Origin of the sequence: Brevundimonas sp. SORGH_AS_0993, from assembly GCF_030818545.1 — a bacterium.
Taxonomy (GTDB): domain Bacteria; phylum Pseudomonadota; class Alphaproteobacteria; order Caulobacterales; family Caulobacteraceae; genus Brevundimonas.
On the sequence record NZ_JAUTAH010000001.1, the window covers coordinates 1,868,963 to 1,887,211 of the forward strand.

Below are 18,249 nucleotides of genomic sequence, written 5' to 3' on the forward strand. Positions count from 1 at the left end.
CCCATCGACGCCGCCTGTTGTAATGCGACGCAATCTGATGATGGACATTTCCCTTTCCTCTGCCGACGCCGCGCTTCAGGTTCTGAAGCAGCATCGACGCCTGCGCCTGCGTCGTCGGTTGCTGCTGGCCGGGTTGGCGGTCGCCTGCGTGGCGGCGCTGTGCCTGGACGCGGCCACGGGGCCGTCGGGCCTGTCGGCCTGGCGGATCGTCACCGGCATCGTTCGGCCCGACCTGCTGAGCCCGTCGGAGGCCGCCATCATCTGGCAGATCCGACTGCCCTACGCCCTCACGGCGATCCTGGTCGGGGCGGCCCTGGCCCTGTCCGGGGCCGAGATGCAGACGGTGCTGAACAATCCCCTGGCCAGCCCCTTCACCCTGGGGGTTTCGTCGGCGGCGTCGTTCGGGGCGTCGCTGGCCATCGTGCTGGGGCTGGGTCTGCCCTTCGTGCCGGCGGACGGGGTGGTGGCGCTGAACGCCTTCGTCTTCGCCTTCGGTTCGGTGCTGCTGCTGCAGGCCCTGGCGCGCGCGCGGCGCGGCGGGGTGCAGAGCATCGTCCTGTTCGGCATCGCCCTGGTCTTCGCCTTCAACGCCCTGACCGCCCTGGTGCAGTTCGTCGCCTCGCAGGAGGCGTTGCAGCAGCTGGTGTTCTGGACCATGGGGTCGCTGTCGCGCGCCAGCTGGCGTTCTGTCGCCGTGCTGGCGGCGGTCGTCGTCCTGACCCTGCCCTTCTCCTGGGCGGCGGCGCGGGCGCTGACGGCGCTGCGGCTGGGCGAGGATCGGGCCTTGAGCGCCGGGGTCGATGTGGGGCGGTTGCGGTTCTTCTCCCTGTTGCGCGCCAGCCTGCTGTCGGCCGCCGCCGTCGCCTTCGTCGGCGTGGTGGGCTTCGTCGGTCTGGTCGGGCCGCACATCGCCCGGCTGCTGGTGGGCGAGGATCACCGGCTTTATCTGCCCGCCAGCGTGCTGAGCGGGGCGCTGTTGATGTCCCTGGCCTCGGCGGCGTCCAAGGCCCTGGTTCCGGGCGCCCTGTTGCCGGTCGGGGTGGTGACGGCGGTGATCGGCGTGCCGGCCTTCCTGATCCTGATCTTCCGCAGCGGAGCGCGGGGATGAGCCTGGTCGTCCAGCATCTGACCGCCCGCTATGGCGAACGGACCATCCTGTCCGACGTGGCGTTGCAGCCGCTGGCCGCCGGCCAGGTCGTATCGCTGATCGGGCCGAACGGGGCGGGCAAGACAACCCTGATGCGGGCCATCGCCGGCCTGACGCCCGCCTCGGGCCAGGTGCTGCTGGATGGACAGGACCTGAACCGGATGTCCATCGCCGAGCGGGCGCGCCATGTCGCCTACATGCCCCAGACCCTGCCGCAGGACGTGGCCCTGACGGTGCTGGAGACGGTGATCGCGGCGCTGGAGGCCTCGCCCTCGGCCGCCGGTTCGACCCAGGCCGAAACGCGCGCCCTGGCGGCGCTGGAACGGGTGGGGGCGGTCGATCTGGCGCTGAAGCGGCTGGATCGGCTGTCGGGCGGCCAGCGCCAGATCGCCGGTCTGGCCCAGGCCATGGTGCGCCAGCCGCGCGTCCTGCTCCTGGACGAACCGACCAGCGCGCTCGATCTGCGCCATCAGCTGGAATTGTTCGGCCTGGCCCGCGCCTACGCCCGGGAGAACCAGGCCGTGGTGGTGATGGTGCTGCACGACCTGCAGGCCGCCGCGCGGGTCTCTGACCGGATCGTGGTCCTGGCGGGTGGTCGGGTGCAGGTCGAGGGCAGCCCGGCCGAGACCGTCACCCCCGCCGTCCTGGCCGAGGTCTGGCAAGTGCGCGCCCGTGTCGAACCCTGCGCGCGCGGCCAGATTCAGGTGATGGTGGACGCGGTGCTTTAGGCCGGACGCGCGCTGACGATCCAGGCCGCGCCGTCGATCCAGACGCCGTCGGGGCGCAGCTTGCCGGCGAAGGCCAGCCGCGCCGCCGCCAGGGCCTGGGCGCGCACCGCATCCGACACGTCCTTCAACGCCCGCTCCAGCGGCCCGACGCGGATCGCATGATCGACCGCATCGTCCAGGGCGGCGTCGGCCGTGTCGCCCACGCCGAAGGGGATCAGGCTGTCGAACGGCCGGATGTCGACGTCGGCATAGCCGGCCTCGGTCATGATCCGCTCTATCCGGGCGCGGTCGCCGAAGGAAAACGGGCCGGGCGCGTCGGGACCGGGCGGCGGCGCAGGGGGAACGATGTCGCGGATCGCGCCCATGGGCAGGCGCGTCCAATCGTTTTCGGCCGCCGCGCGCCAGCAGACGAAGACCATCCGCCCGCCCGGCTTCAGCGCCCGACGCAGATTGGCGAAGGCCGCGACCGGATCGTCGAAGAACATCACGCCGAAGCGCGAGACGACCCGGTCGAAGTCGGGCGCGAAATCGGTCGAGGCGGCGTCGGCCAGACGAAAATCGACCGTCTCGCCCCGCGCCGAAGCCAGATCGAGCGCCCGTTCGATCAACGGCGCCGAAATATCCAGCCCCACGACCCGTCCGCCCGGCCCGACGCGGGCGGCCATGTCGAAGGTCGTGGCCCCGGCCCCGCAGCCGACGTCCAGCACATGGTCGCCCACGGCCGGGTCGGCGGCGCGCGCCAGGGCTTCGCCATAGGCCGCCAGCATTCGGTCCAGCCGATCCTGGTTCTCGACCCAGCGTCGCCCGCTGTCGCCGTTCCAGTCCAGCGTGGGCGAGGCCGCCGCCCCGCTCATGCTCAGGGCCGGATCAGGGTGACGGTGTCGCCGGCCGGATCGACCGGGACGGGCGTGCCGGCCGGGGCGTTGCGCGGCAGGCCCCGCGCCTTGTTGGTCACATAGACGGCGTTGGTCGCCGGATCGATGGCGATGGTCTGGGGGAAGGTGCCGGTCTGGAGATTGGCCACGACGGCGTAGTCGGCGCCGTTCACCACCGTCACCGTGCCCGCCTGGCGGTTGGCGACATAGACCTGATCGACGCCGGGATTGTAGGCGACGCTGAGCGCGCCCTCCCCGGTCGGCACCTTCTTGATCACCGCGCCGTCGGCGGCGTTCATGACGGTCAGGTCGCCCGTGCCCTGGCTGGCGACAAACAGACGGTTGCCGCGCGCATCGAAGGCGACATTGGTGGGCTTTTCGCTGCCCGTCGGCCAGACGCCGGCGGACTGGCCCGTGTTCAGATCGATGACGCCCACGTCGTTGGAGCTCATGCCCGTGACGAACAGGCGGTTGTTGCGCGCGTCCAGGGCCGCGCCGGTCAGGCCGCCGACGGGGGCGACGATCTTGCGCTCGATGGTGTGGGTCGCGCCGTCGACGACCCAGATCTGGTTCGGGCGGCTGGCGTCGTTCGCCTCGCCGCCGACGACGGTGACATAGGCCTTGTTGCGCGCCTCATCGACGACGACCTCGCGGACGTGGGCGGAATCGTCATCCCCGTCCTTGATGGTGGCGACCAGGCGGCCGGTCCTGACGTCCACGACCCCAACCGAGCCCGAACGGGTCGCCGTGCCGTAAAGCATCTGGGTGCGGCTGTTGAAGCCCAGGCCGTAAAGGGGGTTGGCCGAGACGTCGATGGCCTGGCCCGGCGTCAGGTCGGCGCTCAGGCGGGCGATGGCGCCGCGCGTCTCGCCGCGCGGACCGACGGCGGCGATCAGGATGTTGCTGTCGGCGGGGTTGAAGACGATCTCGTACAGGCCGCCCGGCGCGACCTTGACGGACTTGACGATGCTGGGCGCCGAAGCCCCGGCGACGGGGGCGGCTGCGGGCGCGCCGATGGCGGCCGTATCGGCCAGGGCGGGGGCGGCCGTCGCGGCCAGAACGGCGGTCGCCGCCATATAGGCCAGGGCGGAGGCGGTGAAACGAACGGAGGTCATCGGCATAGTCCTTCTGCAGTCTTCGGGGGAATGGATCAGGCGGGCGTCAGGTCGGCCCAGTAGTCGCCGCGATAGGGCACGGCCAGAAACTGCTGATTGATCAGATCCAGAGTGGCGCGCGGGTTCAGATCGCCGAACAGTTCGGGATGAATCCACTTGGCCAGGACCTCGGTGGCGACGATGTCGATGGGCGAGTTGATCAGCTGATGCGACAGGCCGTGCGCGCGCCCCTGACGCACCGCCTTCAGGGTCGAAATGCCCGGACGGCCCGTGACGCGGCGCAGGCCCGCCTGCGACTGTTCCGGCGTGAAGTCCGGCCCCACGACGAAGCCGCCGGCCTTGGCCAGGTGCGGGCCGCCGGTGGCGATATAGACGTCCGGGTCGCGCTGGATGACATATTCCAGGTTCAGCTTGCCGGTCGGCGCGGCCAGGACGTCGGCCCCGATGTTGCGCCCGCCGACAAAGGCGATGTAGTCGCCGACATTGCCCCGCCCCGGCGAGTTGCAGCAGTCCGGCGTGATCATGGCGTGGGGTTCCAGGAACACCGTCGGCCGCTGGTCCATCGGCACGGTCGCCACCTTGGCGGAAATCGCGTCCAGCCGGGCCTTCTTGAAGGCGTTGAAGGCGGCGGCCCGCTCGCCGCGGCCGATCAGGGCGCCCAGCAGGGCCAGGCTGCGGGCCTGGTTCTCGAACGGATGGTTGAAGAAGTCGATGAAGGCGACAGGCACGCCCGCCGCCTGAAGCTGGGCCGCCTGTTCGTCGCTGGGGCCAGACTCGACCGAGACCACCGCCATCGACGGCCGTGCGGCCAGGACCGCCTCCAGATTGAACGGCTCGCCCGAACGGGGGATTTTGGGCAGGGTCGCCAGAGCCGGGAATTTCTCGACATAGGCCCTGTACATGTCCGGGCTGATCCGGTTCACATCCCCGCTCCAGGCCGCCAGCAAGGAGACCGGATCGGGATGGATCAGGGCCAGGGCGGTCAGATAGCGGCCGTCGTCGATGCTGATCTTCTGGCCCGGCGACAGGGGCTGGACCGGCCGGTCGCGCAGGTCCTTCAGGGCGGCGCCGCTGGCCGCCTTCTCCGTCGGACCACAGGCCGCCAGCAACGAGAGGCCGCCCACCGACAGACCGCCCAGCCCCAGGAGGGCGGATCGGCGCGACAAGACGCAATGGGGCGAGGCGATCATGACAGGGGCTCTCCGGGCGCCGGACCCACGCCGGCCAGGGACAGAAGGGTCGGGATCAGGGAGGCGGCCAGCATTCCGCCATGCCCCTGGCCCGGCATCTGGCCATAGCGGACATCGACCCCCGCCCCGGTCAACTGCGTCGCCAGGTCGCGCGTCGCGCCGACGGGCACGGACGTCCACATCGGATGCACATGCAGACGCGACGACCGGCCCTTAGCCTCGTCCTCGCCCACCAGAAGGGTCAGGGTCATGTCCGGGCGCGACGGCCGCGCCAGAAGGGGCGGCGCCTCCTTCAACACCGCGCCATAGCCCCACCACAGCGACGGGCTGGCCGCCACGAAGGCGTGATAGGCGTCGGGCCGCGTCAGGGCGGCGTGCAGCACGCACAGGCCGCCATAGGAATGGCCCCAGATCAGGCTGCGCCTCGGATCGACGGCGACGCGGCGGGCCACCTCCGGCCCGATACGGTCGTGCAGCAGGGTCAGGAAGGCGTCGGCCCCGCCGCCCGGCCGCCCCGCCGGATCGACGGCCGCCACATCGCCCGAGGGGCGCGGCGTATAGTCAAAGGCCCGCGCCAGGACATCGAATTGGCGGTCGCCTTCATAGCCGATGGTGACGATCACGGGCGGGTCGCCCGCGTCCAGCCGCGCCAGCAGGGCCTCGTCGATCCGCGCCAGGGCGGCGTCGCCGTCCAGCAGCCAGGCGACCGGACGGCCCGAAGGCGGCGCGGCCTTCCGGGGCGTGGCGACCCAGATGCGATAGACGCGCGCGCCGTCCTCGGACGTGACCGACAGCCGCTCGAACCGATAATAGGCCGAACCGACATCGGCGATGGTCCGCCCCAAGGGCGCGGCCTGGGCCGGCTGGGCCAGGGCCGGGGTCCGGGCGGCGGCCAGGGCCGCCACACCCAGGACGGCGATGAGCAGGGCGCGACGCATCAGAAGCTGTAGTTCACGCCGATCCAGCCGCGACGCCCATCGCCCTGGAAGTCATAGTCGGCGACATTGATCGCCTCGTCGCCCAGATTATAGACGCCGGCCTTGAGGCTGACCGTCGGGGTCACGCGCCAGTTCGCGCCGATGTCGACGGTGGTGTAGCTGGGGTAGCGGCGGCCCACCTGGGTGGCGCCGTTCAGGATCGGCTGGCCGTTCGAACCGACGCGCAGGCCCGCGTTCAGCTCCTCGCCATGATAGTTGACGGCGCCCCACAGGTTCAGCCGCTCGCTGGCGTCGTAGTCGGCGCGGAAGTTGGCCATGTGCTGGGGCGTGCGCGACAGCGGCAGCCCCTTGTAGGTCCCCGACTTCTGTTCCGAGTCGGTATAGGTATAGCCCGCCTTCAGCCCCAGCCGGTCGATGGGCCGCCAACGACCCGACAGCTCCACCCCCTGCAGATCGGCGTCCTGAAGATTGTACCAATAGTAGAGGCGATAGTTGGGGTTCTCGCTCCAGCGCGCGATGGACCCATCCTGATTATAGACCAGGGCGCTGTCGATCTTGTCCTTGAAGGCGGTGCGAAAGACCGTCGCGCTGGCCGACAGGGTCGTGGACGGATTCCACAGCACGCTGACCTCATAGTTCGTGCTGGTCTCGGGCGCGATGCTCGGATCGCCCAGGATGACGCCGCACGTCCCGTTCGGCCCGACCGAGCAATTGGCCCCGCCGGTGGTGTAGGCATAGCCCTGGGCCACCTGGCGCAGTTCGGGCGCGCGGAAGCCGGTGGAGACGCCCCCCTTGATCGTCCACGCCTCGGTCGGCGTCCAGACGGCGTAAAGGCGCGGGCTCCAGTGCGAACCATAGCGTTCGTGATCGTCGAAACGCAGGCCGGCGGTCAGGGCCAGACGCGCGTTCAGCCGCCATTCGTCCTCGACGAACAGGGCGCGCTGCCACACGGTGAAGGTTCCCGGCTGGGTCGCATTGACGCCGGGATTCAGGTCCACCAGCCTGTTCTCGACATATTGGCCGCCCACGACCAGCTGGTGATCGCCCAGCGGCGACCTCTCCAGCGGGATGTTGAACAGGGCGTCATAGACGGTGTTGGTCAGTTTTGGCGCGCGCGCATCCTGGGTGAAGACGCCGGCGCGGCGCGTGAAGGTCTCGCGCTGGGTTTCCTCGCGCAGGACCGACAGGGCGCTGGTCCCCCAGTCCCAACGGCCGTTCCAGCCCAGGGACGCGGCCGTGCGTTCATTGGTGTTGTAGTTGGACGCGGCCGTGGCGGCCAGGGTCGCGCCCGCCGTGTTCTCGCGCTTCACATCGGTCCGGTCGACCTGCAACAGCACCTCGTGATCGGTGTTTGGGGTCCAGGCCAGGCGGCCGGTCAGGTTCCAGTCCTCGCCGCCGTTGACGCCGCCCAGGATGCGATCCTCGTCGCGCTTGTAGCTGCGCCCCCAGATCTGGGCGCCCAGCACGCCGTCCACCAGCGGCCCGGCCAGATAGCCCTGCGCCTGGCGCCAGTCGCCGGACGCGCCGTTCTCCTGGGCGACATAGTCGCCGCCGATGGAGCCGCCCCAACGTTCGGGCACCTTCTTGGTGATGATGTTGATCACCCCGCCGATGGCGTCCGATCCGTACAACGACGACATCGGCCCGCGCACCACCTCGATCCGTTCGATGGCGCCCGACGGCGGGGTGAAGCTCTGTTCGAAACCGGCGTTGCCGTTGACGCGGCTGTCGCGCGTCGACTGGCGTTTTCCGTCCACCAGGATCAGGGTGTAGCTGCCCGGCAGGCCGCGAATATAGACGTCCTGATTGTTCGAGCCGCCGCTGACCGACACCCCCTCCACATCCCGCAGCGCATCGGTCAGGTCCGCGTTCGGGCGATTGGCCAGGGTTTCGGCCGTCACCACCGAGATCGAGGCCGGCGCCTCCACGACCCGCTGCGCCCGGGTCGAGGCCGTGACCACCACATCCTCTAGCGCCGCCGGCTGCTGAGCCTGATTCTGGCCCTGTTTCTGGCCTGCGATCTGGCTCTGGGCGAAGGCGGAAACAGGCGCCACGGCGAAGACAGTGGCGAGAAGCAGACAACGGCGCATGACATATCCTTGAAACCCGCCCCGCACTTAATGCGACTGGTTCGCAAATGCAAGAAACCAGATCGTCGACGAGAATTCGGACCTGACCCGCGCCGTGCCAGACAGCTTTCAGAAACTCGCCCCGTCGTTCCCAGTTCGCGTCGGCCAACCACGGCCCGGCAGTGTGTCGGAACTCCGGTCCGGAGTAGTAAAACCACCGCGACGGCGACGGTCGTGACAAGCGACATCGGACCTGTGGGCGGCAACTGTCAGCGACAGTGCTGTTCGGTCCGGCGCAAGTCTCTGATCAGAAACGCCTGGTGTCCCCTCGGCTCCACCAAATCCTTCCTCCACAAGGGTTTGGACGGAAACAGGCGATAAATCTGACACCACGCTGCTACACACGGCTCCCAAGAGGCCGTCGAAAAAGCGTTCCCTTACAGTCAGTTCACCGTCCCAAGACTGTAGCACCACCTCGTCGCACACACCGTCCAAACGGCCCCTTCAACCGTCTCCTCGGTCACCTGATGCTCGGCGTCGGCAATCGTCTGGCCTGATCGTTCGGGGATCGACCTACTACCTTCGACTTCGTAAAGCTGGGCCGGAATCGGCAGCAAATTCCGGATTCGACTTGCGTGCGTGAGTCAAGAACAATTCCATTTCATTCTGGATTTGTTCACCGAAAGGGCTTACAAGCGCGCGGAGCGCGATGGATTGCCGTCGCTAACAGGCCACTCGATGTTCAACCCTCGCAAAGCAGCACAGGTCATTGCCTATCTCGCACTCCAAGCGGGCGGGCGTATCGATGTTCTGAAGGCTGTGAAGCTTGTCTATCTGGCTGACCGCGACAGTTTGAAAACGTGGGGTGCGCCAATTTTGGACGAGCAGCATGTGTCAATGCCGCACGGTCCGGTCAACTCATCCACCTACTCTCATTTGAACGGTGAGCACGACCTCGCGGCATGTGGCTGGGCCGACTACTTGGAGGATCAAGCCAACCATGTAGTGGGCGTCGTCGAAGGCGTGACTGCCGATGAGTTGGATGAGTTGTCCGATGCGGACATCCAATCTTTGGATTCGGTCTGGGCGCAGTTCAAGCATATGACCAAGTGGCAAATCCGCGATTGGACCCACGACCGGAACAATGTGCCTGAGTGGGAAGACCCAAGCGGAAGTTCACGCCCTATCCCCTTGGAACGGATCATGACGATGGTCGGCATCGAGAATGCCGATGCTCAAGCCGATCTCATTCGAGATCATCGCAAGATCGACCGTCTGTTCGCCTCCCTGAGTTAAAAGCGCGTGACGGTCGCCAAGCGGGGCACAATCCTCATCCCTTCAGGGCCGCCGCAAGACCCCGGCAGAATGCATCTGTTCGTTGTCTGCTCTGACCCGTGCCCTGAGGGGAAGCAGGTAATCGTATCGGTTTCGACACGAGTGAACTCTTTGTGCGACCCGACATGCATCCTGCAATCGCATGAGCATCGGTTTCTGACGAAGGAGTCTTTTGTCTTCTATCGGAAGGCCAGCATTGAGAGCCAGTCGGCCCTCGCCACGGGCCTACAGCGAGGAACATTTACGTCCCACGACGATATGAATGCACAGTCCTTTCTTCGGATCGTAAAGGGCATCTGCGCTTCTCCGCAAACTCCGAGGAAAGTGAAAAAATACATAGGGTGCGAAGTGCCGACGCAGGATGGTGAGTCGGCACCGGCCCCTACTCCAGAGCAGCAATCGCCGACATCTCGTTCTGTTTGAGGTGTGTAAGATCGAGGTCTTCGTATCCAATCTTGCTCATGGCCTCATAGAGGGTTTGAGCGCGATAACCTCGACCATACGAAGCAGCAGTTTCACCGCCTTCGTTGCCGTTGCCAGAAGACCAACGACCAAGGGCGAGAGCGACCTCATGCTCGATGCGGGCCTCGCGTAGAGCGTCCCGGTAGCAGTGTCTGAAAGAGTGGAAGCAGGTCTTATCACGAGACGCCCCAGCGCGCTCAAGGAACCGCCTGAACCACTTGCTGAACGGGTCGCTGTAGTAGCCGGTGCTGGACTTTTGGAGTTCGGAAAATAAGCGCACGGCGCCAGCCGTTCGCCTCTGCTCCACGAAGGACAAGAACCCGATCTCGACCAGTTGGGGGTGGATAGGGATGAACCGTTCGCTGGCCGCCGTCTTCAGGCGTTTCCCGTTGTCGGCGTCAGACGGTCCTTCCGTCACGAAGAAGCAGTCCACTCCTTCAAGACGGTGGATGTCCGCGACATGTAGCTGGCATATCTCGTTCATCCTCATGCCCGAGAAGAGGGCGATGAGCGGCACCCAGAACCGCCCACGTCGTGGGTGCGCGTAGCCGGGTGTGGAGTATCCGGCCCAATCGTCAACGCAGCCTCGGTAGATCGGCGCATCGAAGATCAGGCGTAGCTGCTCGGCGGAAAATGGAAGGCGTTTATCCCGCCGTCTCACCCGGTCGATGACCTGAAGCCCCTTGGCTGGGTTCCGCTCGATCCAGCCCTCGTTCTGACAGAAGTTCATCACCGCCCGGAAACGGAAACAGGCGATAAAACTGACACCACGCTGCTACACACGGTCCCCAAGAAACCGTCGAATAAGCGTTCTGCTACAATCACTTCACCGTCCAGAGCCTGTAGCACCACGCTGCTACACACACCGTCCAAACGGCCCCTTCGACCGTCTCCACGGTCACCCAATGCTGGACGGCGGCAATCGTCTGGCCTGATCGTCAGGGGATCGACCTACTATCTTCGACTTCGTGTCCCGAGATCGTTGGCTGAGATCATCGGGTCTCCGGTTGCCCACGGTCCAATTGAACTCGAACCCACTTGGCTCGATCAGCGAAAATCGTCGCCAGCTTGTCGTTAAGAGCGTGAGCGGCGCCTTCGGCGGCGATCTGATCCCTGACGGTCGAAGCGAGATCGGGAAGCTGTTGAGCGAACGCCTCGATCCGACCCCTGACGACATCGAAGTCCAACCGGTTCTCATCGGCGAACCGCTGCCAGTGACGCAGGCCGATGTCGGCGAGGCGATATTCGCCGCCGATCTTCATGGCCAGCTTCACGTCTTGGAACTGCACCTGCGGGGCATAGGGCAGGATGCTCGCGACGTCGTAGATCGGCGCGAGGCGCGCGCGTCCCCCGGCCGCCAGCAAGAGCGAGAAATTCTTGGCGTGGGCGTCTGAGCCGCCGACCATCCAGTTGAAGATGCTCGCATCAACGAGCGTATCGACGTCTTCCTGCGGCTCCACGGATACCGCGCGCACCAAGGCGATGATGTCCTTGAGGCCGGGACCGGGCGCGTTCTGGTATTTGCGCTCAGGCGGCACGCCGAGAGCCTGACAGAAGTCTTCCTGATGGACGCGGACACCCCCCTCGGGCGTAGGGATGCGATCATACCGCTCCAAGACGATGGCCACCTCGTCTTCGAACCTCTGCACCCGAGACTGGGCGACCGTCAGGCCAAGGGATCGCAGGACCGACAGGCAGAAGTGCTCGTTCTCGGCTTGAGCTTCGAGATCGGCGGACGGCGGCTTCAGGATGTGGGTCGTGGGCAATCTGCCCATCGGAATGCCCCATCGGCCGTCCTGCTGCATCAGGGCGATCTTGGGCTGGGCGCCCGCAAGGCTGAATTGGCCTCCGTCACCGGCGCGGCGCCATGCGCCCCGGTTGGTCCGCAGACCGGCGAGACGCTCGGCGACCTCCTTTGTGTCGAGCCACTCGACACCATCACGGTCGCCGCTGACCACGGCGTCCAAGCGATCTGGCTGAACGAATTGAACCGCCCCCGCGCAGTCCTCGCCGACCGCGCCGATCAGACCGAACGGCTGGCGCGCGCTGACATGAAAACGCGCGGCCCATTCACGGATGATCTGCTCGTTGTCAGGCAGAAGGCCCCAGATGAAGGCGTTGATCGTCGCTCCAGTGTGGGTGGGCGCCGCCAAGGACATGCTGAGCGACAGCGGGACGGCGCCGCCCCGCGACCGCCAGTCTTCGCTGTAGGTGAACGATAGGCGCCCCTGCTCGTAGTCGAGATGGCCCGCCTCGACGCCGTTCATCAGGACGATGAGGCGGCTCATTCCGAAGCGGCGCCCCGACGCGCACGCGCGAGAACGAAATCGAGGTCTGGCGTGCTTAGTGGCTCTTGAGAGGATGTCGGTTCGTCGCTCGGCGTCTTCAGATCAAGTTGCATGCCCAGTGCGTTCAAGGTCCGCAACAGCAGGCCGAAGGACGCCCCGGCCTTTCCGTTCTCGACCTGAATTAGCCAGCGTCGGCTCGCCCCGATCTGTTTGGCGAGTTCAACTTGATCCAGACCGAGGGCCTTTCGCCGCTCGCGGATGGAGGCTCCGAGATCGCGAGGCGTATAGATCAGCATGACGGCCTATGTGCACGATTGTTCACAAGCGCATTTGTGCACAATAATGCACTTGTGTCTATGTGCACGATAATGCACTCCACCAAGTGTGCAGGATCGTGCACACGCCACTCCGTTATCCCAGTGTGAGATGTGAGAGATCGAGGTCTGGATAGGCAATCCGACCCATCGCGTTATAGAGCATCTGGGCGCGATAGCCTCGGCCGTAGGCGGCGGCGGTTTCGCCGCCTTCGGTTCCATTGCCAGACGACCAACCTCCGAGGGCGAGCGCGACTTCATGCTCGATGCGGGCTTCGCGCAACGCATCCCGATAGCAGTGTCGAAACGAGTGGAAGCAGGTCTTCGGCCTGTCTGCTCCGGCCCGTTGAAGGAAGCGTCGAAACCACTTCGAAAAGGGGTCACTATAGTAGCCGGTGCTCGACTTCTGGAGTTCGGAGAACAGGCGCACGGAGCCAGCCGCGCGCCTTTCCGCGACGAAGGTCATGAACCCAATATCAATGAGCGTCGGGTGGATGGGAATGAACCGCTCGCTGGCGGCGGTCTTCAGGCGTTTGCCGTTGTCGCTATCGGACGGGCCTTCCGTCACGAAGAAGCAGTCAATGCCATCCAACCGATGGATGTCTGCGACGTGTAGCTGGCAAATTTCGTTCATTCTCATGCCCGAAAACAAGGCGATGAGCGGCACCCAGAAACGCCCGCGACGCGGACGTGCGGGGCCGGGCGTGGAGTATCCTGCCCAGTCGTCAACGCATCCCCGGTAAACCGGCGTATCGAAGATCAGACGTAGCTGCTCGGTTGAAAATGGTAGGCGTTTATCCCGCCGTCTCACCCGGTCGATGACCTGAAGCCCCTTAGCCGGATTCCGTTCGATCCAGCCCTCGTTCTGGCAGAAGTTCATCACCGCCCGGAACTTGCACATGTAGCCGTTGACCGAGGCTGGCGAGAGCCTCCCGGTCAGGCCCTTCTCCTTCGCCATCCTTGCAGCCGCGAGCGGCGACAGCTTGGGAAATTTCTTTTCGGCGTTCGACGGCAACCAGAGAAGCACATCGAGAAGCTCACGCGAGGCTTCACGGTCGATGGAGCGGATCGTGCGGCCCTCTCCCCAGAGGCCGACCGTCAGGTCAATGAGGTTTAGATAGTGAAGGTCCGTCTTGCGACTGCGGTGCTTCGCAGGATCGGATCGGAAGAGTTCAAAGGCTTCTCGTAGTGTCTTATCCGCTGGAGACGCCGGAGGCGGCGGCGCGGGCTTCGGTCGCTCGTCCTGAATGGCAATGACAGGCCGAACGCCGTGCACTTCAATGTCCCGCCACTCCTGCTCGAACGCCGCCGCAACGATCCGAGCTTTGCGGACAGCATCAGCCCGATAGCCCGTGCCGAGAGACTTCATGACTTCCGTCTTGCCGATGATCTCAGCCAACGATCTCGGGACACGAAGTCGAAGATAGTAGGTCGATCCCCTGACGATCAGGCCAGACGATTGCCGCCGTCCAGCATTGGGTGACCGTGGAGACGGTCGAAGGGGCCGTTTGGACGGTGTGTGTAGCAGCGTGGTGCTACAGGCTCTGGACGGTGAAGTGATTGTAGCAGAACGCTTATTCGACGGCCTCTTGGTCGCCGTGTGTAGCAGCGTAGTGTCAGTTTTATCGCCTGTTTCCGTCCAAACCCTTGTGGAGCAAGGATTTGGTGGAGCCGAGGGGAGTCGAACCCCTGACCTCGTCATTGCGAACGACGCGCTCTACCAACTGAGCTACGGCCCCGTTCCAGTCAGGAGCGGGCCTCCAGGCGAGGGCGGGACATAGAAGGCGGGCGGGCGGGGTGTCAACGGCCTTGTGCGCGCAATCGGCGCAGGCGCATCGCAAAGATTGTCGGACGCGGCACGGTCGGGCTAGAAGCCGAGGTTCCATTTCAAGCGCCAGGACAACGCTTCATGATCGTAGCGATTATCAACTTTATCTTTTTCGTCCTGGATTCGCTTCTGGGACTGCTTTTGCTCGCCATCATCGTCAATGCGATCCTGAGCTGGCTGTTCGCCTTCGACGTCATCAACTATCGAAATCAGGCCGTGCGGCAGATCGCCAGCTTTCTGGACGCTGTCACGGGTCCGTTCCTACATCCGCTGCGCCGGATCGTTCCCAACCTGGGCGGCATCGACATCACACCGATCATCGCCTGGATCGTGATTGCGGGAACCCGCAGCCTTCTGCTGCCCGCCGCAAAATTCGGTCTGCTCCAGTTGATCGGCGCCTATTGAGGTGATGTTTGCTGGCCTCAGGAGTTGGCCTATCTATCGCAAGTGCGACTCCGCTCTTGCGCCGCGCCCTGACCTTCCTAAGGTGCCCGCCCCGATCACATTCGACCACGGTTCATGAGCACGATCACCACAGTCGCCGTCCTGGGCGCCGGACAGATGGGCGCAGGCATCGCCCACGCAGTGGCGCTGGGCGGTTATACGGTCCGGCTGTACGACGTGGCGACCGGCCGGGCGACCCTGGCCCTGGGCGAGGTCGCGGCCAGTCTGGCGCGTCATGTCGGGCGCGGTCTGGTCGATCAGCGCCAGGCCGACGCCGCCCTGGCCCGCATCCGGATCGCCGACACCCTGGCCGAGGCGGTGGGGGGCGCCGATCTGGTGATCGAGGCTGCGCGGGAGGACGAGGCGGTCAAGAAGGCCGTCTTCGCCGAGATCACCCCCTTCCTGGCGCCGCACGCCCTGTTGGCGTCCAACACCTCGTCCATCTCGATCACGCGCCTGGCCTCGTCGACGGACCGGCCCGACCGCTTCGTCGGCCTGCACTTCATGAAGCCGGCGCCGGTGATGAAGCTGGTGGAGATCATCCGCGGCATCGCCACCTCGGCCGAGACCCATTCCGCCGCCGTGGTCTTCGCCGAGAGCCTGGGCAAGACCACGACCGACGCCGAGGATTTCCCGGCCTTCATCGTCAACCGCATCCTGGTGCCGATGATGAACGAGGCGATCTTCGCCCTGTACGAAGGGGTCGGCAACGTCGCCTCCATCGACAAGGCGCTGCGGCTGGGGGCCAACCATCCGATGGGGCCGCTGGAGCTGGCGGACTTCATGGGGCTGGACGTCGTCCTGGCCATCATGAACGTGCTGTACGACGGCCTGGCCGACAGCAAATACCGCCCCTGCCCGCTGCTGGTGAAATATGTCGAGGCCGGCTGGCTGGGCCGCAAGAGCGGGCGCGGCTTCTACGACTACTCCGGCGAAACCCCGGCGCCCACGCGATGAAACGGATCGACAGCTACGGCGACCTGCCTGGACAGACGACCATCCACGCGCGGGCGGGAACCCTGCCGCTGGTGCTGGCGTCCCTGGCCGGCGCGGCCTGGCCGCCGCTGATTCTGACCCTGCCGCTGTGGCCGCCCCAGGCGCTGGAGTTCGGTCGGGACCTGGACTGGCGTTTGACCGTGCTGATCGTGGGTCTGATCGCCGCGCCGCTGATCCTGTTGCGCATCCGGGCCGAGCGCGCCCGCGACGGCCGGCCCAGCACGCGGCTGGGCGTGGTGTGGCGCTTCCTGCTGTTCGGCGGCCTGGCGGCGGCGGCGCTGCAGGTGATCCTGGCGCTGGGGATGTCGATCCTGGGCTGGTTCGAAGCCGGCGGCGTGACGGCGGCCCTGGGCGCGACGGAGACGACCCTGCTGATCTTCGGCGTCGGCGGCCTGCCCATCGCCATAGTGGTGGGGGTCAGCTACGCCCTGTGGGCCGGGCTGTGCGCCGCCTTTATCGCCTTCGAGGCGCGGCCGGTGGTCAAGGACCGGCTGGGCCTGATGCCCAAGCGCTGACGGGTTCGCCCGAGGCCCGGCCGCAAGCGCCGATCCGAAAAGCGGCCCGACGACGCTTTTCCCGCAGGCGCGAACCGACTAACTGAGGGGCATGGCCGCCCCCGACACCCCAGCCGAAACCTTCAAGCGCGCGCTGGGTCACGCCGCCCGCGCCCTGGCCGAACAGCCGGAGCTTGAGGTTCAGTTCGGATCGGACGGTCCCCGGCTGGCGAACGGCGTCCTGACCCTGCCCCATCCGCCGCGCGACCCTTCCGGTCCCGAAAGCGCGTCCCTGCGGGGTCAGGCCGACCGGCTGGCCTTGCGCCTGGCCAATCATGACGCCGCCCTGGACGGGCGGCTGCGCCCGGCCGACGTCCGGGCCGCCGAGGTGTTCGAGGCCGCCGAACAGGCGCGGATCGAGGCCGTGGGATCCCAGTTCCTGGCCGGGGTGCGCGGCAATCTGGACGCCGCCCTTCTGACGCGGCTGGAGCGGACCGGCGCCCTGCGGATCAACGAGGCCGAGCGGGTGCCCGTCGCCGAGGCCGTGGCGCTTCTGGTGCGCGAACGTCTGACCGACCGGCCGACCCCGGATGGGGCGCGCGCCATGCTGGACCTGGTGCGATCGGGCATCGAGGCCCGCGCGGGGGCCAGTCTGGACGCCCTGGCCCAAGCCGCCGGCGACCAGGGGGACTTCGCCCTGAAACTGCGCGACGTGCTGCGCGACCTGGACCTGAACCCCGGCGACGCCGAAGGCGACGACGGCGCCGACGACCCCGGCCAGGACGAGCCCGATCCTCAGGACCCGACCGCCGACGACGATCAGGACCAGGACGAGGATCAGGACGGCGGCGAAGGCGACCAGTCCATGGAGGGCGACGCCGACGATCGGTCGGCCGAGGACGAGCGCGAAAGCCGTCCCGAAGGCGCCCCCGCAGACCCGAACGGCGAGGTCTCCGACGATGGGCCGGAACTGCAGGAGGGCGAACAGCCCGACCGCCGGCAGACGCCCGACGACGGCCGGGCGGTGGACGCCTATCGCGTCTTCACCACCGCCTATGACGAGGTGGTGGACGCCGCCGACCTGTGCGATCCGATGGAGCTGGACCGGCTGCGCGGCCTCCTGGACGGGCAGCTGGCGGTGCTGTCCAGCGTGGTCTCGCGCCTGGCCAACAAGCTGCAGCGCCGCCTTCTGGCCCAGCAGAATCGGTCGTGGATCTTCGATCTGGAAGAGGGGATGCTGGACACGGCCCGGCTGACGCGGATCGTGACCGACATCACTGCGCCCCTGTCGTTCAAGGCCGAAAGCGAAAGCCCGTTCCGCGACACGGTCGTGACCCTGCTGCTGGACAACTCGGGCTCCATGCGCGGGCGGCCGATCATGGTGGCGGCGGTCTGCGCCGACATCCTGGCGCGCACCCTGGAGCGGTGCGGCGTCAAGGTCGAAATCCTGGGCTTCACCACCCGCGCCTGGAAGGGCGGTCAGTCGCGCGAGGCGTGGATCAGCGCCGGCAAGCCCGCCAATCCGGGCCGTCTGAACGACCTGCGCCACATCATCTACAAGGCCGCCGACGCGCCTTGGCGCCGGGCCAAGAAGAACCTCGGCCTGATGATGCGCGAGGGCTTGCTGAAAGAGAACATCGACGGCGAGGCCCTGCAGTGGGCGCATGGTCGCCTGTTGGCCCGGAGCGAGCAGCGCCGCATCCTGATGGTCATTTCCGACGGGTCGCCGGTCGACGATTCGACCCAGAGCGCCAACGCCGCCCTCTATCTGGACAAGCACCTGCGCCAGGTCATCGCCGAGATCGAGGATCGTTCGCCGGTCGAGCTTCTGGCCATCGGCATCGGCCATGACGTGACCCGCTGGTATCGCCGCGCCCTGACCATCGTGGATGTGGAGCAGCTGGCCGGCGCCATGACCGAGAAGCTGGCCGAACTGTTCGAAACCGAGCCCGCCGGGGCCGGCCGCCGCGGCGCGCCCAAACCCGCGAACAGGGCTGCGAACAGAGCCGGCCGCGCCGCATGACCT

At 66.6% G+C, this 18,249-nt stretch carries 16 protein-coding genes and 1 tRNA gene; 7 read left to right on the top strand and 10 right to left on the bottom strand.

Going from position 1 to position 18,249, the window contains the following annotated elements:
* Positions 1-22 precede the first annotated feature (22 nt).
* A complete protein-coding gene (locus QE389_RS09295) occupies positions 23-1,108 on the top strand; it encodes an iron ABC transporter permease (protein ID WP_307366605.1) in 1,086 nt (361 codons plus the stop codon).
* Positions 1,105-1,875 (top strand): ABC transporter ATP-binding protein, encoded by a 771-nt coding sequence (locus tag QE389_RS09300; RefSeq protein ID WP_307366607.1) that lies wholly within the window; start codon positions 1,105-1,107, stop codon positions 1,873-1,875. Before QE389_RS09295 ends, QE389_RS09300 begins: the two co-directional genes overlap by 4 nt.
* Here QE389_RS09300 and QE389_RS09305 read toward each other — a convergent pair.
* From QE389_RS09305 to QE389_RS09325, 5 genes are read right to left on the bottom strand one after another with little or no spacing between them, the layout of a single operon-like run.
* Positions 1,872-2,729, bottom strand: a complete 858-nt coding sequence (locus QE389_RS09305) for a class I SAM-dependent methyltransferase (RefSeq protein WP_307366610.1) — start codon at positions 2,727-2,729, stop codon at positions 1,872-1,874. The genes QE389_RS09300 and QE389_RS09305 overlap by 4 nt on opposite strands.
* Before the next feature lie 2 nt (positions 2,730-2,731).
* The gene (locus QE389_RS09310) at positions 2,732-3,865 is read right to left on the bottom strand and encodes a YncE family protein (RefSeq protein ID WP_307366612.1); all 1,134 of its coding nucleotides are present in this window, start codon (positions 3,863-3,865) and stop codon (positions 2,732-2,734) included.
* Between the two features lie 35 nt (positions 3,866-3,900).
* Positions 3,901-5,055, bottom strand: coding sequence for an ABC transporter substrate-binding protein (locus QE389_RS09315; RefSeq protein WP_307366614.1), 1,155 nt, complete (start codon positions 5,053-5,055; stop codon positions 3,901-3,903).
* A complete protein-coding gene (locus QE389_RS09320; RefSeq protein ID WP_307366616.1) occupies positions 5,052-5,993 on the bottom strand; it encodes an alpha/beta hydrolase in 942 nt (313 codons plus the stop codon). The genes QE389_RS09315 and QE389_RS09320 overlap by 4 nt, the downstream gene beginning before the upstream one ends.
* Positions 5,993-8,083 carry a TonB-dependent receptor domain-containing protein gene (locus QE389_RS09325; RefSeq protein WP_307366617.1) on the bottom strand — a complete coding sequence of 697 codons (2,091 nt, stop codon included), beginning with the start codon at positions 8,081-8,083 and terminating at the stop codon, positions 5,993-5,995. Before QE389_RS09325 ends, QE389_RS09320 begins: the two co-directional genes overlap by 1 nt.
* A gap of 618 nt (positions 8,084-8,701) precedes the next feature.
* On the opposite strand from QE389_RS09325, the gene QE389_RS09330 reads away from it, so the two are divergent.
* A complete protein-coding gene (locus tag QE389_RS09330; protein WP_307366619.1) occupies positions 8,702-9,358 on the top strand; it encodes a Panacea domain-containing protein in 657 nt (218 codons plus the stop codon).
* 421 nt (positions 9,359-9,779) lie between these two features.
* On the opposite strand, the gene QE389_RS09335 is transcribed toward QE389_RS09330, so the two are convergent.
* The 5 genes from QE389_RS09335 to QE389_RS09355 form a co-directional block, all read right to left on the bottom strand.
* Complete coding sequence (locus QE389_RS09335) at positions 9,780-10,589, bottom strand: site-specific integrase (RefSeq protein ID WP_307366621.1); 810 nt, start codon at positions 10,587-10,589, stop codon at positions 9,780-9,782.
* Positions 10,590-10,851: 262 nt separating this feature from the next.
* On the bottom strand, positions 10,852-12,126 hold the full coding sequence (locus QE389_RS09340; RefSeq protein WP_307366623.1) for a type II toxin-antitoxin system HipA family toxin: 1,275 nt from the start codon (positions 12,124-12,126) through the stop codon (positions 10,852-10,854).
* 17 nt (positions 12,127-12,143) lie between these two features.
* Complete coding sequence (locus QE389_RS09345; RefSeq protein WP_307366625.1) at positions 12,144-12,443, bottom strand: helix-turn-helix domain-containing protein; 300 nt, start codon at positions 12,441-12,443, stop codon at positions 12,144-12,146.
* A 115-nt stretch (positions 12,444-12,558) separates the two neighbouring features.
* On the bottom strand, positions 12,559-14,163 hold the full coding sequence (locus QE389_RS09350; protein ID WP_307369012.1) for a site-specific integrase: 1,605 nt from the start codon (positions 14,161-14,163) through the stop codon (positions 12,559-12,561).
* Positions 14,125-14,200 (bottom strand) — tRNA-Ala (locus tag QE389_RS09355). Before QE389_RS09355 ends, QE389_RS09350 begins: the two co-directional genes overlap by 39 nt.
* Before the next feature lie 170 nt (positions 14,201-14,370).
* Between QE389_RS09355 and QE389_RS09360 the strand changes: the two genes are divergently transcribed.
* The 4 genes from QE389_RS09360 to cobT all read left to right on the top strand — a co-directional run bounded on the left by QE389_RS09360 (position 14,371) and on the right by cobT (position 18,246).
* On the top strand, positions 14,371-14,694 hold the full coding sequence (locus QE389_RS09360) for a YggT family protein (RefSeq protein ID WP_307366627.1): 324 nt from the start codon (positions 14,371-14,373) through the stop codon (positions 14,692-14,694).
* A 114-nt stretch (positions 14,695-14,808) separates the two neighbouring features.
* Complete coding sequence (locus tag QE389_RS09365) at positions 14,809-15,690, top strand: 3-hydroxybutyryl-CoA dehydrogenase (protein ID WP_307366629.1); 882 nt, start codon at positions 14,809-14,811, stop codon at positions 15,688-15,690.
* A complete protein-coding gene (locus tag QE389_RS09370; RefSeq protein ID WP_307366630.1) occupies positions 15,687-16,244 on the top strand; it encodes a phthalate transporter in 558 nt (185 codons plus the stop codon). Before QE389_RS09365 ends, QE389_RS09370 begins: the two co-directional genes overlap by 4 nt.
* 91 nt (positions 16,245-16,335) lie before the next feature.
* A complete protein-coding gene (gene cobT, locus QE389_RS09375; protein ID WP_307366632.1) occupies positions 16,336-18,246 on the top strand; it encodes a cobaltochelatase subunit CobT in 1,911 nt (636 codons plus the stop codon).
* Positions 18,247-18,249: the final 3 nt, after the last annotated feature.

What these genes read in the sequence shown, in the direction of transcription:
- QE389_RS09295 (WP_307366605.1), top strand. Translation starts at nt 23, where the DNA reads ATGCGACGCAATCTGATGATGGACATTTCCCTTTCCTCTGCCGACGCC.
- QE389_RS09300 (WP_307366607.1), top strand. Translation starts at nt 1,105, where the DNA reads ATGAGCCTGGTCGTCCAGCATCTGACCGCCCGCTATGGCGAACGGACC.
- QE389_RS09305 (WP_307366610.1), bottom strand. Translation starts at nt 2,729, where the DNA reads ATGAGCGGGGCGGCGGCCTCGCCCACGCTGGACTGGAACGGCGACAGC.
- QE389_RS09310 (WP_307366612.1), bottom strand. Translation starts at nt 3,865, where the DNA reads ATGACCTCCGTTCGTTTCACCGCCTCCGCCCTGGCCTATATGGCGGCG.
- QE389_RS09315 (WP_307366614.1), bottom strand. Translation starts at nt 5,055, where the DNA reads ATGATCGCCTCGCCCCATTGCGTCTTGTCGCGCCGATCCGCCCTCCTG.
- QE389_RS09320 (WP_307366616.1), bottom strand. Translation starts at nt 5,993, where the DNA reads ATGCGTCGCGCCCTGCTCATCGCCGTCCTGGGTGTGGCGGCCCTGGCC.
- QE389_RS09325 (WP_307366617.1), bottom strand. Translation starts at nt 8,083, where the DNA reads ATGCGCCGTTGTCTGCTTCTCGCCACTGTCTTCGCCGTGGCGCCTGTT.
- QE389_RS09335 (WP_307366621.1), bottom strand. Translation starts at nt 10,589, where the DNA reads ATGAACTTCTGTCAGAACGAGGGCTGGATCGAGCGGAACCCAGCCAAG.
- QE389_RS09340 (WP_307366623.1), bottom strand. Translation starts at nt 12,126, where the DNA reads ATGAACGGCGTCGAGGCGGGCCATCTCGACTACGAGCAGGGGCGCCTA.
- QE389_RS09345 (WP_307366625.1), bottom strand. Translation starts at nt 12,443, where the DNA reads ATGCTGATCTATACGCCTCGCGATCTCGGAGCCTCCATCCGCGAGCGG.
- QE389_RS09350 (WP_307369012.1), bottom strand. Translation starts at nt 14,163, where the DNA reads ATGACGAGGTCAGGGGTTCGACTCCCCTCGGCTCCACCAAATCCTTGC.
- QE389_RS09360 (WP_307366627.1), top strand. Translation starts at nt 14,371, where the DNA reads ATGATCGTAGCGATTATCAACTTTATCTTTTTCGTCCTGGATTCGCTT.
- QE389_RS09365 (WP_307366629.1), top strand. Translation starts at nt 14,809, where the DNA reads ATGAGCACGATCACCACAGTCGCCGTCCTGGGCGCCGGACAGATGGGC.
- QE389_RS09370 (WP_307366630.1), top strand. Translation starts at nt 15,687, where the DNA reads ATGAAACGGATCGACAGCTACGGCGACCTGCCTGGACAGACGACCATC.
- cobT (WP_307366632.1), top strand. Translation starts at nt 16,336, where the DNA reads ATGGCCGCCCCCGACACCCCAGCCGAAACCTTCAAGCGCGCGCTGGGT.